The organism is Ilyobacter polytropus DSM 2926 (genome assembly GCF_000165505.1).
In the GTDB taxonomy this organism is placed as follows: domain Bacteria; phylum Fusobacteriota; class Fusobacteriia; order Fusobacteriales; family Fusobacteriaceae; genus Ilyobacter; species Ilyobacter polytropus.
Genome location: NC_014632.1, coordinates 126,416 through 143,172, shown reverse-complemented (window position 1 = coordinate 143,172; position 16,757 = coordinate 126,416). Strand labels below are relative to the sequence as shown.

Below are 16,757 nucleotides of genomic sequence, written 5' to 3'. Positions count from 1 at the left end.
ATAATAAAGAAAATTGTGCAATAGAAATCGGGGGTATAAATATGGACATAAGCAAAAAAATTATTAGAGTTGATGCTGAAGATAAACTACTTGGAAAATCAAAATATATAGGGGATATTGAGTTTGAAAATATGCTCTTTGCAAAAACAGTCCGTTCAGATAGGGTGCGGGCAAAAATTAAATCAATTAAATACCCTAAACTTCCTAAGGGTTATTTTATCGTTGATAAAAATGATGTTCCTGGATTAAATAAAGTGAAAGCAATAGAAAATGACCAGCCCTTTTTTGCAGATGGTGTTGTAAATTATATTGGTGAACCTATTGCATTAGTTATAGGTGAGTCAAAATATAAAATTCTAGATTTAATATCACAAATAGAGATAGAATATGAAGATTTAGAAGCAATTTACACTATAGAAGATGGATTAAAAACTTCAAATCCCATATTTGGAGTTGATAACTGCTTTGCTGATTACCATTACTCTAAAAATAGTTTGGAAGAGGTCAAATCTAAAGCAAAATATGTTATAAGCGGTGAATATAAAACAGGTTATCAAGAGCAGATGTATCTAGAACCTCAAGGAGTTGTAGGAATTTATAAAAACGGTAAAGTTGAAGTACACGGTTCTATGCAGTGCCCTTATTATATAAAAGGTGCAGTTGAGCAATGCATGGGCTTTGATCCTGAAAATGTCCGAATTGTCCAAACTACTACAGGAGGAGCCTTTGGCGGAAAAGAAGATTACCCTTCATTAATTGCAGGACATGTAGCTGTAGCTGCTTATAAAGCTAAACAGCCTGTACAACTTATTTTCAGCAGGGAGGAGGATGTAGAAGTAACTCCTAAGAGACATCCTTCAATTATTCATTTAACTTCATACATTGATCAAAATCACAAAATTATGGGTATGGAAGCTGATATAAAGCTCGAGGGTGGAGCATATCTTACTCTATCTGCTATTGTTCTGCAAAGATCAATGTTTGCAGCAATTGGTGTTTATAATGTAGAAAATGTCTTTGTAAGAGGACAGGCCATAGCCACAAATACAGTTCCTAGCGGAGCATTTAGAGGATTTGGAGCACCACAATCAATCTTTGCACTGGAAACTCATATGGAAAAATGTGCAAAAGAAATGGGAGTTGATGCATTAGATTTTAAACTAAAAAATCTAATGAAACAAAATGATAGGTCGTCAACAAATGGTATTATGAGAGATCCTATTATTTTGCCTGAAATGGTAGAAAGAACTGATGAATTAAGTAAGTTTAGAAAGAAGAAAGCTGAGTTTTCAAAGTACAATAAAACCAATCCTGAAAAGCTAAAAGGTATCGGAATGTCAATATTCTTCCATGGGGGAGGATTTACAGGGAGTGGTGAACAAGACCACATAAAAGCAAAGATAAAACTTCATAAATCCAGTGAAGGAAAAATAAATTTACTTTTAGCAAATGTAGAGATGGGACAAGGTGTCCATACTACTATGAAAAAAATTGCAGCTAAAACTCTTGATCTTCCCATTGAGTCTATAGCTTACAATAACCCTGACACAGATTATACTATGGATTCAGGACCTACTGCGGCATCTAGGACAATAATGGTTGTAGGTAAACTGGTTCAAGAGGCCTGTGAAGAACTAAAAGCTAACTGGATAGATGATAAAGAACAGACAATTATCACAAACTATAGACAGCCTAAAGGCTTTAACTGGGATGACAAAAACTTCATAGGTGACGTGTACAACTCATACTCATGGGGAGTTAATGTAGTAGAGGTAAGTGTTGACCCCATTACATTTCAAGTAGACGTTGACCACATCTGGGCAATATACGATATTGGAAAAGCTATTGACGAAATGGTTGTGCGTGGGCAAATAGAGGGTGGAATTATACAGGGGCTCGGCTATGGTGGATTGGAAGTTATGGAAGTTAAAAAGGGTAAAATTCAGCAAAAGAGCATAACAGATTATATAATTTCTACTTCAAAAGATGTACCTAAAATTACATCTGAACTTATGAATGTTCCATATATCCACGGACCCTATGGGGCAAAAGGCCTCGGAGAGCTTACACTTATAGGAACTGCTCCTGCATATTCACTGGCTGTATCAAATGCCTTGGACATGGAGATAAATAAAATTCCCATTAAACCTGAAGAATTAATCAAACTAGTTAAATAATCGAGGTGTATGACAATGAAAATCAACTTTACTTTAAACTATAAAGAGATAGAAATAGAGATTAATCCTCTAATGAGAACTCTTGATTTACTGAGAAAAGAGTTCGGACTATTTGCCACAAAAGAGGGGTGTGGAGATGGGGAGTGCGGCGCATGTGCAATTATTCTAGATGATAAAATTGTTAACTCATGCATGGTTCCCGTAGCAAATATCCATGGAAAAGAGATTGTTACTATCGAAGGGCTTGAAAAAACAGAAAGATACAGTATCTTGAAAAAATCTTTTGAAGATGCTGGAGCAGTACAATGTGGTTTCTGTATTCCTGGAATGATGATGGCCGCAGAAGCTCTATTCAGAAGACATAAAACTCCTACACTAGAGCAAATCAAGGAAGGAATCTCTGGAAATCTCTGTAGATGTACAGGTTACAATATGATTATTGAAGCCATTGAACTAGCTGCAGAAAGGGGGAAAGAAATATGGTAGAAAATTATATCCCAAAATCTTTAGATGAGGCCCTTGAAATTGTCTCTAAAAAAGATTGTCTTCTCTTTGCAGGTGGCAGCGATCTTATGATAAAGAATAAATCCTGGACAGGAGATTTGTGTATTAATAAATCCACTGTTTTTATTGGAAATGTTCCTGAACTAAAAAAAATTTCCATTGAGGAAAATACTCTATATATTGGTGCCTGTGCAACATGTGATGAAATAATGGAAAGTGATATTGTCCCAGAATATATCAAAGATGTTATGGCAACTATGGCATCTCCAGCTATTAGAAATACCGCAACCATCGGAGGAAATATCTGTAACTCTTCGCCAGTTGCTGATTCACTTCCACTATTATATGCCTGTGAAAGCAGCTTGGTTTTAGAAAAAAAAGATTCTCGTAGATTAGTAGATATTGATGATTTTATAACTTCCCCAGGAAGAAATATAATCAAAAGTGATGAAATTTTAACTAAAATAATCCTTCCTTTGAATAATTTTAATAACATTTTATTTAAAAAAGTCGGAACTAGAAACTCTATTGCTCTTGCAAAACTTTCTTTTATGGGAATGGCAGATATTGATGAAAATAACAATGAAATTAAGGATATAAGACTTAGTTTTGGAGCTGTTGCACCAACAATAGTAAAAGATAAGGATATAGAGCAAGAAATTGTTTCATATAAAAAACTCAATGAAGAAAAAATATCCATAATTATCAATAAATATTCCAGTTTAATAGTACCTATCACCGACCAAAGATCGGATAAGGAATATAGAAAACAAGTGGCACTGAGATTGTTGGAAAGTTTTTTAAAAAAACTTAGTTAAGATTATATATGGAGATAAAATAGTAAATAAAAACTAAATAGTACGGATAATTTTTTAAGGATATTAGTAGAAAATGAATATTTATTTTCAAGGGAATAGTGCATTGAAAATAAAAATATACTTTATGAAAGTTCTAAGGAGATTTAAACTAATCATTCAAAGCAGAAAAATAATTTTTCTGCTGTTTTTTTTGATTTTCAAAAGTATACAAATTTAAATTTTGATAATTTTTTATTAATTTTAAGCTTTTCTAACACAAATAATAATAAACTATTAAAGTTAAGAAAAAAATATCACCAGTTTGAAAATCTTTAAGTCTAGAATTCAAACCCTTAAAAAATCTAGGGTAATGATCGATATTGAAATAATATATTTGTAAAAATCAAAATAAAGGGTTAAACTTATTCTAATAATAAATTATTATCAACAAATTCATATATCTGATTTATACAAGATGAATGAAAAAATTATAATTTAAAGTAAATGATGGCCTTTTTACTGGAAGGGAGTAACCCTCTTTTCTATCTTAAAAATGTCCAAGTCGCTCTACTTTTATTGGAAAATCCCCTCGTAAGACAGGGGTAAATTCGAATGAATTATGGGCGGCTTTTTTATTACAACTTAATTCTTTGGAATGGAGATAGTATTTGGATAGATTTTCTTTTCATAAAGATCTAAATTCCTAGGGGTGCAATAGTAAAAGTTAAATTAGTTGCACAGGTTTAATGTAAAAATCACTATCATCAAGTAGGAGGAGTACATGAAAAATAATAAGAATTCTTTTATCTATCAACTGGATGGGAAACCGCCACTTAATACGGCCATCCTTTTAGGTCTGCAGCATGTGCTTGCTATGTTTGTGGGTAATGTAACCCCAATAATAATAATCTCTGGTATGTTAAAACTTCCAATTGATCAAAAGGCGTTTTTGATTCAAAGTGCTATGCTGGTATCTGGGGTTGTATCTTTAATTCAATGCTATCCTATAGGTCCTGTGGGAGCAAGACTTCCTATTATAATGGGAACAAGTTTTGGATTTCTGCCTGTATGTTTGGCCATAGCTTCTAAATACGGATTAGCTGGTGTATTGGGAGCAACAATGATCGGAGGGATATTCCAAGTAATATTGGGATTTTTCCTAAAGCATTTAAGAAAATATTTTCCGCCGTTGATCACAGGAATAGTACTTGTTTCCATCGGACTGTCATTGGTTGCAACTGGGATGAAATATTTTGCAGGTGGAGTCGGAGCACCAGACTTTGGATCTTCCGCAAACCTTCTTTTAGGTACTACCGTACTTCTTATCATACTGATTTTAAAGCACTTTACCAAAGGTATAACGAGCATGTCTTCTGTACTTATAGCTCTTATAGTCGGATATCTAATAGCTATACCAATGGGTAAAATCAATTTTACATCTGTTGCAAACGCTAGTTGGTTTGCATTTCCAATTCCCCTTAAATACGGGATAGAGTTTCATTTCGATGCCATACTATCGATATTGATAATGTTTGTTATCTCTACTGTTGAAACCGTTGGAAATACCTGTGGTATAGTTTCAGGGGGACTTGGGAGAGAAGCCACTGATAGAGAAGTTTCCGGAGCAGTTATAGCAGATGGATTAGGAAGTAGTTTTGCTGCCCTATTTAACGTACTGCCAAACACTTCTTATGGTCAAAATGTGGGATTAATTACTATGACTAAGATAATAAATAGATTTTCAATAGCAACAGGAGCAGTATTTCTACTTATAACCGGATTATTCCCAAAAGTTGGAGCAATAATTGCTGTAATGCCTGCAAGTGTTTTAGGTGGGGCTGCCGTATTAATGTTTAGTATGATGGTGGTAAGCGGAATAAACCAAATCACAGAGGAACCTTTGGCAGGTAGAAATACTACAATATTTGCGGTTTCCATCGGATTGGGAGTGGGATTCAGCTTGGTTCCCGGTGCATCACAGAATTTCCCGCACTTATTTAAAATGTTATTTGAGGGATCAGGGGTAGCAGTAGCTACATTGGTAGCAATACTATTAAACATTGTCCTTCCAAAGGATGAAGTAGAAGAAACTGTTTCATCTGAAATAAATGAAGAGTCAGCTTTATAATATGAATTGGCATAAAAAATAAAATATCAAAGCAATCGGTTTAAAGGAGGAAAATAACGTGGAAAAAAATATTAAATGGACAACAAATAATATGGAAAGAACCAACTATAAGCAATGCATTGAATTTCTGAGTAAGGAAGAGGTCGGAAAGGCCAAAAAATTTCATGAAAGTTTTGATCAGTACACAGTAACTCCACTTGCTGACCTAAATAAACTTGCTAAACATATAGGGTTAGATGGAGTATATGTTAAAGATGAATCTTATAGATTTGGATTAAATGCATTTAAGGTGCTCGGGGGATCATTTGCAATGGGTAAATACCTAGCTTCAAAACTTGGGAAAGATATCTCTGAGCTCGGATATAAGGAATTGATCTCAGACAAAATAAAAGAAGAACTAGGAGATATAACATTTGCTACAGCAACTGATGGAAACCACGGTAGGGGAGTTGCCTGGACAGCGAACAAACTAAATCAAAAATCAGTAGTGTATATGCCAAAGGGATCGTCATTAACAAGACTTGAAAATATAAGATCTGAGGGGGCTGAAGCTAGTATTACTGAGGTCAACTATGACGAAGCAGTGAGAATAGCTACAGATTATGCCAATGAAAATAATGGGGTAGTAATACAAGATACAGCCTGGGAAGGATATGAGGAGATCCCAGCATGGATTATGCAAGGCTATGGAACTATGGCCCTTGAGTCTATTGAGCAACTAAGGGCTAATGAAATTGAAAAACCAACTCATGTATTTTTACAGGCAGGAGTAGGTTCATTAGCAGGAGCTGTTCAGGGTGTATTTGCATCTATCTACGGAGATGAATGCCCAACAACTATAATAGTAGAATCAAATCTTGCAGACTGTCTATATAAATCGGCAAAGGCCGGAGAGATGAAGTATGTAGGCGGAGATATGCAAACAATAATGGCAGGTTTAGCCTGCGGGGAACCAAATACAATCGGATGGGAAGTACTAAAAAACCACTCAGCAGCATTTGTATCTTGCCCTGACTGGGTTGCCGCTAACGGAATGAGAATCCTAGGAAACCCTTTAAAGGGAGACGACCAGGTAATATCAGGAGAATCTGGGGCAGTTACAACTGGACTGCTGTTTGAAGTAATGACAAATCCAGAATATGCACAGATGAAAAAAGATCTGAAGTTAGACGAAAACTCAAAAGTACTAGTATTTTCAACAGAGGGAGATACAGACCCGGAAGTTTATAGAGATATAGTGTGGAAAGGTGCTCACACTAAATAATCAAAATATTCTAAGCCTAGGAGGAAATAAATGTTAAGCCAAACTAGAGAAGAAAAATTAATAGAACTATGCCAAGAATTAATAAGAAATCCATCTGTATCAGGAAAAGAAGAAAAAGTAGCAGAAGCCACGAAAAAGGCGATGTTAGAAGAATTTGGATTTGATGATGTACAGATAGATAAATATGGAAATGTCATAGGAAGAATCAAAGGTAATAAGCCTGGAAAATCAATTCTTTTTGACGGACACATCGATACAGTACCTGTGACTGATGAATCTGTATGGAATTATGATCCCTTTGGTGGAGATATAATAGAAGGAAAGATCTACGGAAGAGGGACTTCAGATATGAAGGGGCAAACTTCTGCTATGATTGCAGCAGCATCATACTTTGCTGAAGATGTAAATAAAGATTTTGCTGGTGAAATCTATGTGGCCGGTGTGGTACACGAGGAACTTTTTGAGGGGATAGCAGCAAGAGAAATCTCAAAAAATATAAAACCTGACTATGTGGTTATTGGAGAATCTTCTGAGTTAAACCTCAAAATAGGTCAGAGAGGCAGAGGAGAAATAGTAGTTGAAATTTTCGGAAAACCAGCTCATTCAGCCAATCCTGAAAAGGGAATCAATTCTGTGGTAAAAATGGCTAAAGTAATAGAAAGAATAGAACAACTGGTACCAACTGAACATCCTGAATTAGGAAAAGGAATTCTATGTCTTACTGACATCAAATCAGAGCCATATCCTGGGGCATCTGTAGTTCCTGAGTACTGCAGAGTGACATTTGACAGGAGAGTCCTAGTAGGGGAAACAAAGGAATCAGTTCTTGCTCCCATCAAAGAATTATTGGAAGAGATGATGGCAGAAGACCCAGAGTTAAAAGCAAAAGTATCATATGCAATCGGAAGAGAGACTTGCTACACAGGAAACATTATAGAGGGAGAGAGATTCTTCCCGGGATGGCTTTACTCTGAGGATGATGACTTTGTTCAGACGGCGTATAGAGGTTTAAAAGAGGCTGGAATTGATTCTAAAATAACTCAGTATTCATTCTGTACCAACGGTTCTCATTATGCAGGAGAGGCCGGAATTCAAACCATCGGATTTGGACCATCAAAAGAAAATCTTGCTCATACAATCGACGAATACATCGAAATTGAACAACTTTGTTTAGGGGCAAAGGGGTACTATGGAATCCTTAAGTCAGTGTATAACAAATAGAAAAAAGATTAAGTGGGTGTAAAAATGGATATATTAATAAAAAATGGAAATATTGTTGACGGTACTCTAAAAAAGCCTTTTACGGGGGATATTTATATAAAGGATGGAATAATTCAGGCTATAGGTACGGATATTCATGTGGAAGCTAAAAAGGTGGTAGATGCTAGAGGACGTCTGGTATCTCCAGGATTCATAGATACCCACAGTCATTCAGATTTGATAATGTTACTTAACCCCTATAATGAGGTAAAAATCAGACAGGGAGTAACAACTGAAGTATTAGGACAAGACGGCATATCTATGGCCCCACTCCCTGTTGAGTATATAAGTCCCTGGAGAAAAAATCTAGCTGGACTTGATGGAGACTCAGACGAAATAAACTGGGAATATAAAACAACAGAAAACTATCTGAACATGATGGCAGAAAAAGGTGTAGGACTTAACGAGGCTTATCTTGTACCCCACGGTAACATAAGAATGGAAGCTATGGGACTTTCTGGAGAAATAGCCTCAGATGAGCAAATTGAAAAGATGTGTGAAATCACAAGAAGAGAGATGGAGGCCGGAGCTTACGGGCTTTCCACCGGACTAATCTACATGCCTTGTGCTTATTCAGAAACAAAAGAAGTTATTGAAATGTGTAAAATAGTGGCAGAATACGATGGCGTATTTGTGGTTCACCAAAGAAGTGAAGCAGATACGATACTAGGCTCTATGAAAGAGATCATAAAAATAGGAAAAGAATCGGGAGTAAAGGTACATTTCTCACACTTTAAGGTCTGCGGAAAGCAAAACTGGAAGTATATCGATGATGTGATAGAGCTCTTGGAAGAAGCTAAAAAACTGGGAATAAAGATCTCTTTTGACCAGTATCCATATGCAGCAGGAAGCACCATGCTAGGGGTAATCTTACCTCCCTGGGCACATAATGGTGGAACTGATGAATTAATCAAAAGGTTGGGTAATAAATCTGACAGAGAAAAGATGAAAAAAGATATTGTCGATGGAATACCTGGATGGGATAACTTTGTAGACTTTGCCGGAATAGATCAAATATTTATCACATCTGTAAAAAACGAAAAAAATCAGGATGTGGTGGGAATGAGTCTTGAAGAGTTAGGTAAGTACAGAAAACAGGATCCACTAGATGCAACTTTTGATCTCTTACTAGACGAAGAAAATGCAGTTGGAATGGTCGATTTTTATGGTAAAGAAGAACACGTAATAAAGTTCATGCAAAGGCCAGAGCAAAATGTATGTACAGACGGACTGATGTCTGAGGGGAAGCCACATCCAAGAGCTTACGGATCTTTTCCAAAAATACTAGGAAGATATGTAAGAGAGCAGAAGGTATTAACTATAGAGCAGGCAATTAATAAAATGACAAAAAAAGCAGCTGAAGCTATGGGGATAAAAAACAGAGGTAGCTTAGAGGTCGGTCGGCATGCGGACATCTTGGTAATCGATATGGAAACTGTATCTGATAGAGGAACCTATATAGATCCTGTACAGTTCCCAGTGGGAATAGATAACGTTTTTATAAACGGTCACCATGTTATAGATGAAGGAATTTATAATAAAGTTCTAGCAGGAAAGGTAATTAAAAGAAGTTGAGGAGGAGATATGTTTGTAGTTGGAAACGGAAGGTTAATAACTCACGATCAAATAAATCCTTTTTTTCATAATGGAGCTGTTGCGGTAAAAGGCAATAAAGTAGTTGAAACTGGGAAAACAGAAGAAATAAGAGCTAAGTATACAGAGGCTGAGTTTATTGATGCCAAGGGACAACTTATCATGCCTGGCATGATAAACACTCACCACCATATCTATAGTGCTTTTGCCCGTGGAATGACATCTAATAAACCTGCACCTAAAAATTTTATGGACATCCTAGAAAACCTCTGGTGGAAGGTAGATAAAAATCTAAATTTAGAAGAAATAAAATATAGTGCATTTGCAACGTATATAGAAAGCATAAAAAACGGGGTAACAACAGTGTTTGACCACCATGCAAGCCCTATGTCAGTAAAAAACAGTTTATTTACAATAGCTGACGCAGCTAAAAAGATAGGAATAAGAACTTGCCTTTGTTATGAGGTGTCAGACAGAGATGGAATAGAGATATTAGAAGAAGGTATAAAGGAAAACACCGATTTTATAAGACATTATAATCTGCAAGATCAAAATATGATAAAGGGAATGTTTGGGATGCATGCTTCCTTTACTCTCTCAGATGAATCATTGAAAAAATGTGTAAAAGCTATAAAAGGGCTAGACGTCGGATACCACATACACACAGCTGAGGCTATAGACGACCTTGAAGATTCAATTAAAAAATATAACAAAAGAGTTGTAGAAAGACTTAATGAATACGGGATTTTAGGAGAGAAAACAATAGCAGTTCACTGTATTCACGTCAATGAGAAAGAGATGGATATCCTCAAAAGGACAGGTACCCAAGTAGTACACAACCCAGAATCTAATATGGGAAATGCTGTGGGATGTTCTCCGGCTTTAGACCTATTAGCAAAAGGTATAAATGTAGGGCTTGGAACAGACGGGTATACAAATGATATGTTTGAGTCTATGAAGGTAGCCAATATTATTCATAAGCACGTAAAGGCAGATCCATCTGTAGCATGGATGGAAACTCCGCAAATGTTATTTGAAAACAACAGAAAGATTGTAGCTGAATATTTTGATGGAAATATAGGAGTATTAACAGAAGGTTCAGCAGCAGATATTATTATTGCTGATTATAACCCTTTGACACCTATGAATGAAACAAACTATAACAGTCATATATTATTTGGATTGATGGGCAGAAGTGTAAATACAACTATCATCGATGGAAAAATAATAATGAGAGACAGGAAGATTCTGTCAGTAGACGAGGACATGATTTTAAAAAAGTCTAGGGAAACATCAAAACAGATGTGGGATAGAATGTAAAGAAAATATAATCGGATTTAAATAAAATTTAAACTTAGAATTAGGGGGGAATTTTTAATGGCAAATATAAAAGTAAATTTTGCAGGATTAGAATATGAAAATCCTGTAATTGTTGCAGCAGGGCCACCGTCAAAAGATGCTGAGACTTGTGTGAGAGCCGTGGAAAACGGAGCAGCAGGAGTAGTGACAAAGACTATCTCATCTGTTGCTGCTGAGATTCCCAAACCTTGCATGCATGACTTTAAGGGAAAGCATTTTCTAAACACCGAGTTATGGTCTGAAGAATCACCTGAGCACTGGGTCGAAAATGAGTATGCCAGATGTAAGGCGGCAAATGAACCCTTAATCATTGGACTTGGATACGTTGAGGCTGATATCAGAAAATTAATCCCAATGATTGATAAATTTGCAGATGCCTATGAAATCTCGAGCCACTATGTAGGAAGAGACTTGACACCTATGCTCAGCACTCTGAGAGCAGCGAAAGAACTTTCTGAAAAGCCTGTATTTATGAAGGTTTCACCTGGAATAGAAAACTTAAGTGAAGTAGCTAGGGAACTAGAAGCAAATGGTGCAGATGGTCTAGTGGCTATAAACTCAGTTGGGCCTTGTCTTTCTATCGACATTGAGACGGGAAAACCTCACATGGGGTCTAAAAACGGATATGGATGGATGTCAGGAGCTGCCATCAAGCCTATTGCTATGAGGGTGGTATATGAACTGTCTTCTGCAGTTGAGATTCCTGTCTTTGCAGTAGGCGGTATAAGCAAAGGGGAAGATGTAATTGAATTTATAATGGCCGGTGCAACAGCGGTTCAGGTATGTACCCAGGCAATTATCGAAGGTCCAAAAGCCTTCGGAAGAATAGTTAGAGAAACTGAAAAATGGTTAGATGATCACGGTTATGACAGCCTTGATGACATAAGAGGAATTGCAGGAAGACATTTAAACAAAAGAACAGCTCCTAATTATGTAACTACACCACCATCAGTATCAAAGGAAAAATGTATCGGCTGTGGTATTTGTGCAGATCTTTGCCCTTACCATGCAATTCATATAAATGAAAATAAACTTGCTGTAATTGATGCTGATAAATGTTTTGGATGTGGAGTATGCGTGTCAAAGTGCCCTAAAGATGCTATGACAATCTCTAGATAGGAGGCTTATGATGAAACTTCTTCTAAAAAACGGAACTATAGTAACAAGTGATAAAGTATTTAAGGAAGACATTCTCATAGAAAATGGATTGATATCTAAGATCGGGAAAAACTTGGAAATAGATAAAGGGGAAGTTGTAGATCTAGGTGGAAAATATGTTATGCCAGGTGGAGTAGACGTTCATACACACTTTAATTTGGATGTAGGTATAGCTGTCGCAAAGGATGATTTTTATACAGGGACTTTGGCAGCTGCTTGCGGAGGGACAACTACAATAATAGATCACATGGGGTTTGGACCTAAAAATTGTACACTCCATCATCAACTAAATAAATATAAGTCAGATGCAGAAAAAGATGCAGTAATTGACTATGGATTTCACGGGGTAATTCAACATTTAAACAGAGAAATATTAGAAGAGATGGAATCTATGGTGAAAGACGGAGTAACTTCATTTAAGGCTTATATGACCTATGATAATAAATTACAAGATGAAGAAATCAAACTTGTTATGAAAAGACTTAGATCCCTAGGTGCAATGACAACAATTCATGCAGAAGTCCACGAAGAGATACTAGAACTAAGAGAAAAATATATATCTAAGGGTAAAACTGATGCCATATACCACGCCAAGTCAAGACCGGTTAAAACCGAGGTAGAAGCTATAAAAAGAATGATAAAAATGTCAAAAGAGGCTAATGATGCACCTCTATACATTGTTCACCTATCTTCTGGTGACGGTTTAGACGTCATAAAAAAAGCAAAAGCTGAAGGACGGAACGTTTACGCCGAAACCTGTCCTCAATATTTATTTCTGGATGATGAGAGGTATCTAGAGGATCAAGACAGAGGGCTTAAGTATGTAATGAGTCCACCTATCAGGGAAAAAAGTAACAACGAAAGACTTTGGAGTGGAATAGCCGAAGGGAATATCCAAACTGTCGCTACAGATCATTGTCCCTTTGATTTTAAATTAAAAAAAGAGCTTGGAAGCGAGGATTTTACAAAGTGCCCTAATGGAGGGCCAGGTGTAGAAACCAGGATAGCTCTTATGTTTTCTGAGGGTGTGGGTAAAAATAGGATAAGCATAAATAAATTTGTTGATGTTGTAAGTACGGCACCAGCCAAATTATTTGGACTGTATCCGAAAAAGGGTTCTATCTCTATAGGGGCAGATGCTGACCTCATGGTCATAGATCCTGATAAACAAGTGACAATACAACATGAAAACCTCCACGAAAATGTAGATTATACACTATATGAAGGCATGAAACTAAAAGGATATCCTATTATGACTATCTCAAGGGGAGAAATAATAGTAAAAAATAATAAGTTTATAGGACAAAAGGGTAGGGGGAGATACTTAAAGAGAAAGACTATATTTTAAGAAAGCCGGGGGCTGAATATGTATGAAATTATTGTAAATGGAAAACTTACTAAGACAGATAAAGTCAAAAATTTATTAAAATATTTAAGAGACGATCTTGATTTGAAGGCTGCCAAAAACGGATGTGAAGAAGGTGCATGCGGAACATGTACAGTTCTTGTAGATGGAAAAGCTATAAAAGCATGCGTTCTTAAGACAGATAAATTAAAGGGGAAAAAAATAACTACTTTAGAGGGTTTATCACAAAGGAAAAGGGACGTCTTCGCATATGCTTTTACAGAAGTGGGAGCCGTTCAGTGTGGTTTCTGTATTCCAGGCATGGTTATGAGTGCCACGGCTCTATTTTTAAAAACTTTGGAACCAACTAAAGATGAGATAAAAAAGAGTTTAACAGGGAATATTTGCAGATGCACCGGTTATGTGAAAATAGAAGAGGCCATTGAACTCGCTGCTGAAATACTAAGAACAGAAAGAGAGATACCAAAAAGAGATTGTAAGGGAATGGTAGGAGAACATGTACATAGGATCGACGGACCTGCTAAAGCAATAGGTGAAGGAGTTTATGCAGAAGATATAAGAATAGAGGGCATGTATTATGGAGGCGCTGTAAGATCTCTATATCCCAGGGCAAGGGTATTATCCATAGATGTAAGTGAAGCTGAGGCGATGGAAGGGGTACTTAAAGTATTGACAGCAGAAGATGTCCCGGGAATCAATAATATAGGTCACTTATCTTTTATCTCAGACTGGGATGCCTTGATTCCAGTTGGGAAAATAACCAGGTATAGAGGAGACGCCATCGCACTGGTGGCAGCTAAAGATAAGGAAACACTAGAGGCAGCTAAAAAGGCCGTGAAGATAGAGTATGAGGAGTTAACTCCTGTTTTGAGTATAGAGGGAGCAAAAGACGAAAATGCACCAAAAATTCATGAAAATGGGAATCTTTTATTTCATCAAAAGTTGAGCAAGGGAAATGTAGAAAAAGCAATATCTGATTCAAAATACGTAGTTACTGAGATTTATAATACTCCTGCAACAGAACATGCTTATTTAGAACCTGAAAGTGCAACTGCACTACCAACAAATGACGGAATTCAATTATATACTTCATCTCAATCCATCTTTGATGAGCAAAGAGAAGTAAGCAGATTATTAGGAGTGAAACCGTCTAAAGTAAGGGTAACTTCTACTTTAGTAGGAGGAGGCTTTGGCGGAAAAGAAGATATGACTGTTCAGCATCACGCTGGATTACTGGCGTATGTTTTACAAGTTCCTGTACAGGTAACATTGTCTAGACAGGAGAGTATTTATGTGAGTACTAAAAGGCATTCTATGGAAATTGAAATGACCACTGCCTGTGATGAAAATGGGATATTAACAGCAATGAAAACAACTATTTTATCTGATACAGGAGCCTATTCATCTTTAGGGGGGCCGGTCCTTCAAAGAGCATGTACCCATGCATCGGGCCCCTATAACTATCATAACATCGAGATAGACGGAAAAGCTTATTATACAAACAACCCTCCTGGAGGAGCCTTTAGGGGATTCGGAGTAACTCAATCTACTTTTGCCAGCGAATCAAACATCAATAAGTTGGCGAAATTAGCTGGAATTTCAGCTTGGGAAATCAGGTCTAGAAATGCGATAAGGCCTGGACAAATATTACCTAACGGACAGATTGCAGATGCAGGAACAGGACTTGTAGAAACTCTAGAAGCTGTAAAAGATGAATTCTACAAAAATAAATATGTAGGGTTAGCCTGTGCCTTTAAAAATTCCGGAATAGGAGTAGGTCTTCCAGATATCGGGAGATGCCGACTAACTGTAATAGACGGTAAAGTACATCTAAGAACTTCTGCAGCGTGTATCGGTCAGGGAGTAGGAACAGTTAACTTACAAATATTATGCCAAACTACAGGACTTGATCCTAAGAATATAATCATCGAAACTCCAGATACTCACGTGACTCCTGATTCTGGAACAACAACAGCATCAAGACAAACTGTTTTTACAGGTGAAGCAGTAAGACTAGCAGCATTGGAACTAAAAAATACTCTCAAAGGAAAAACATTAAAAGAGATTGAGGGGTATGATCACACTGAAGAATACTCTGGAATTACTGATAAAATAGGAAGCTTTAAAGAAAATCCAAAAAGTCATATAGCTTATGGATATGCTACTCAACTTGTTGTATTAAATGAAAGTGGAAAAATAGAAAAGGTAGTAGCAGCCCACGATGTAGGAAAGGCGATAAATCCTAAATCAGTAGAAGGACAGATTGAAGGTGGAGTTGTAATGGGGCTTGGCTATGCTCTTACTGAAATAATGCCGTTTGAAAATGGGATGCCGCAAGTAAAGTTTGGAACACTAGGATTATTAAGGTCAACCCTGGTTCCAGAAATTAAATCGATAATTATAGAAAAAAATACAGAAGAATTAGCTTACGGTGCCAAGGGTGTGGGAGAAATAACCGTTATTCCAACAGCGCCAGCAGTACAGGGAGCTTATTATAACTTTGACGGTGAATTCAGAACAGAACTTCCTCTCAAAAAAACAGCATATAAAAAATAACAAAAATCTTAAATACAAAAGGAGAAAAAATAATGAACAAAGCAATATTTACTAAGAATGCACCAGCAGCAGTAGGACCATATTCACAGGCCATGAGAGCAGGAGATATGATATTTGTATCTGGACAAATCCCATTTGTACCAGAGACAATGACTCTCGTATCTGAAGATATTCGTGAGCAGACAAGACAATCATTAGAAAATGTAAAGGCTATCTTAGAAGAAGCTGGAGCCTCTTTAAACAATGTGGTAAAAGCAGGAGTTTTTATTAAAGACATGAATGAATTTGGAGCTATAAATGAAGTATACTCTGAGTACTTTACCGACAACAAGCCAGCTAGGGCGTGTGTAGAGGTAGCTAGATTGCCACTAGATGTAAGAGTTGAAATCGAAGTAATTGCCTATGTTGGTAAATAAGCCAATATAAAACTTTTTTTATCATCCAAAGTTTAATTACTAAATAAACTAACAGGCTCTCTAGAATAAAATATTCTAGGAGCCTGTTTTTAGGTTTAATTGCCATATGTGTAATTATTTGATTCCACTTTCTAAGAATTCTTACTCTAGAAAACTTAATGAAAAGTGACTTATATGCT

At 36.5% G+C, this 16,757-nt stretch carries 12 protein-coding genes; all 12 read left to right on the top strand.

The window, feature by feature from the left end; translation table 11 throughout:
• Positions 1-41: 41 nt before the first annotated feature.
• The 12 genes from ILYOP_RS00720 to ILYOP_RS00665 all read left to right on the top strand — a co-directional run bounded on the left by ILYOP_RS00720 (position 42) and on the right by ILYOP_RS00665 (position 16,578).
• Positions 42-2,177, top strand: a complete 2,136-nt coding sequence (locus ILYOP_RS00720; RefSeq protein WP_013386593.1) for a xanthine dehydrogenase family protein molybdopterin-binding subunit — start codon at positions 42-44, stop codon at positions 2,175-2,177.
• Between the two features lie 15 nt (positions 2,178-2,192).
• Positions 2,193-2,663, top strand: a complete 471-nt coding sequence (locus ILYOP_RS00715) for a (2Fe-2S)-binding protein (RefSeq protein WP_013386592.1) — start codon at positions 2,193-2,195, stop codon at positions 2,661-2,663.
• Positions 2,657-3,499, top strand: coding sequence for an FAD binding domain-containing protein (locus tag ILYOP_RS00710; protein WP_013386591.1), 843 nt, complete (start codon positions 2,657-2,659; stop codon positions 3,497-3,499). Before ILYOP_RS00715 ends, ILYOP_RS00710 begins: the two co-directional genes overlap by 7 nt.
• Before the next feature lie 760 nt (positions 3,500-4,259).
• Complete coding sequence (locus ILYOP_RS00705) at positions 4,260-5,606, top strand: uracil-xanthine permease family protein (protein ID WP_013386590.1); 1,347 nt, start codon at positions 4,260-4,262, stop codon at positions 5,604-5,606.
• Positions 5,607-5,664: 58 nt separating this feature from the next.
• The gene (gene dpaL, locus ILYOP_RS00700; RefSeq protein ID WP_013386589.1) at positions 5,665-6,870 is read left to right on the top strand and encodes a diaminopropionate ammonia-lyase; all 1,206 of its coding nucleotides are present in this window, start codon (positions 5,665-5,667) and stop codon (positions 6,868-6,870) included.
• 30 nt (positions 6,871-6,900) lie between these two features.
• The gene (locus ILYOP_RS00695) at positions 6,901-8,091 is read left to right on the top strand and encodes a YgeY family selenium metabolism-linked hydrolase (RefSeq protein ID WP_013386588.1); all 1,191 of its coding nucleotides are present in this window, start codon (positions 6,901-6,903) and stop codon (positions 8,089-8,091) included.
• Between the two features lie 24 nt (positions 8,092-8,115).
• The gene (locus ILYOP_RS00690) at positions 8,116-9,705 is read left to right on the top strand and encodes an N-acyl-D-amino-acid deacylase family protein (RefSeq protein WP_013386587.1); all 1,590 of its coding nucleotides are present in this window, start codon (positions 8,116-8,118) and stop codon (positions 9,703-9,705) included.
• Positions 9,706-9,714: 9 nt separating this feature from the next.
• Positions 9,715-11,043, top strand: a complete 1,329-nt coding sequence (gene ssnA / locus ILYOP_RS00685; protein WP_013386586.1) for a putative aminohydrolase SsnA — start codon at positions 9,715-9,717, stop codon at positions 11,041-11,043.
• Between the two features lie 57 nt (positions 11,044-11,100).
• On the top strand, positions 11,101-12,201 hold the full coding sequence (locus ILYOP_RS00680; protein ID WP_013386585.1) for a 4Fe-4S binding protein: 1,101 nt from the start codon (positions 11,101-11,103) through the stop codon (positions 12,199-12,201).
• A gap of 7 nt (positions 12,202-12,208) precedes the next feature.
• Positions 12,209-13,588, top strand: a complete 1,380-nt coding sequence (gene hydA / locus ILYOP_RS00675; protein WP_245546506.1) for a dihydropyrimidinase — start codon at positions 12,209-12,211, stop codon at positions 13,586-13,588.
• Between the two features lie 18 nt (positions 13,589-13,606).
• Positions 13,607-16,162 (top strand): selenium-dependent xanthine dehydrogenase, encoded by a 2,556-nt coding sequence (gene xdh / locus ILYOP_RS00670; RefSeq protein ID WP_013386583.1) that lies wholly within the window; start codon positions 13,607-13,609, stop codon positions 16,160-16,162.
• A 32-nt stretch (positions 16,163-16,194) separates the two neighbouring features.
• The gene (locus ILYOP_RS00665; protein WP_013386582.1) at positions 16,195-16,578 is read left to right on the top strand and encodes a RidA family protein; all 384 of its coding nucleotides are present in this window, start codon (positions 16,195-16,197) and stop codon (positions 16,576-16,578) included.
• The last annotated feature ends 179 nt before the right edge of the window (positions 16,579-16,757 follow it).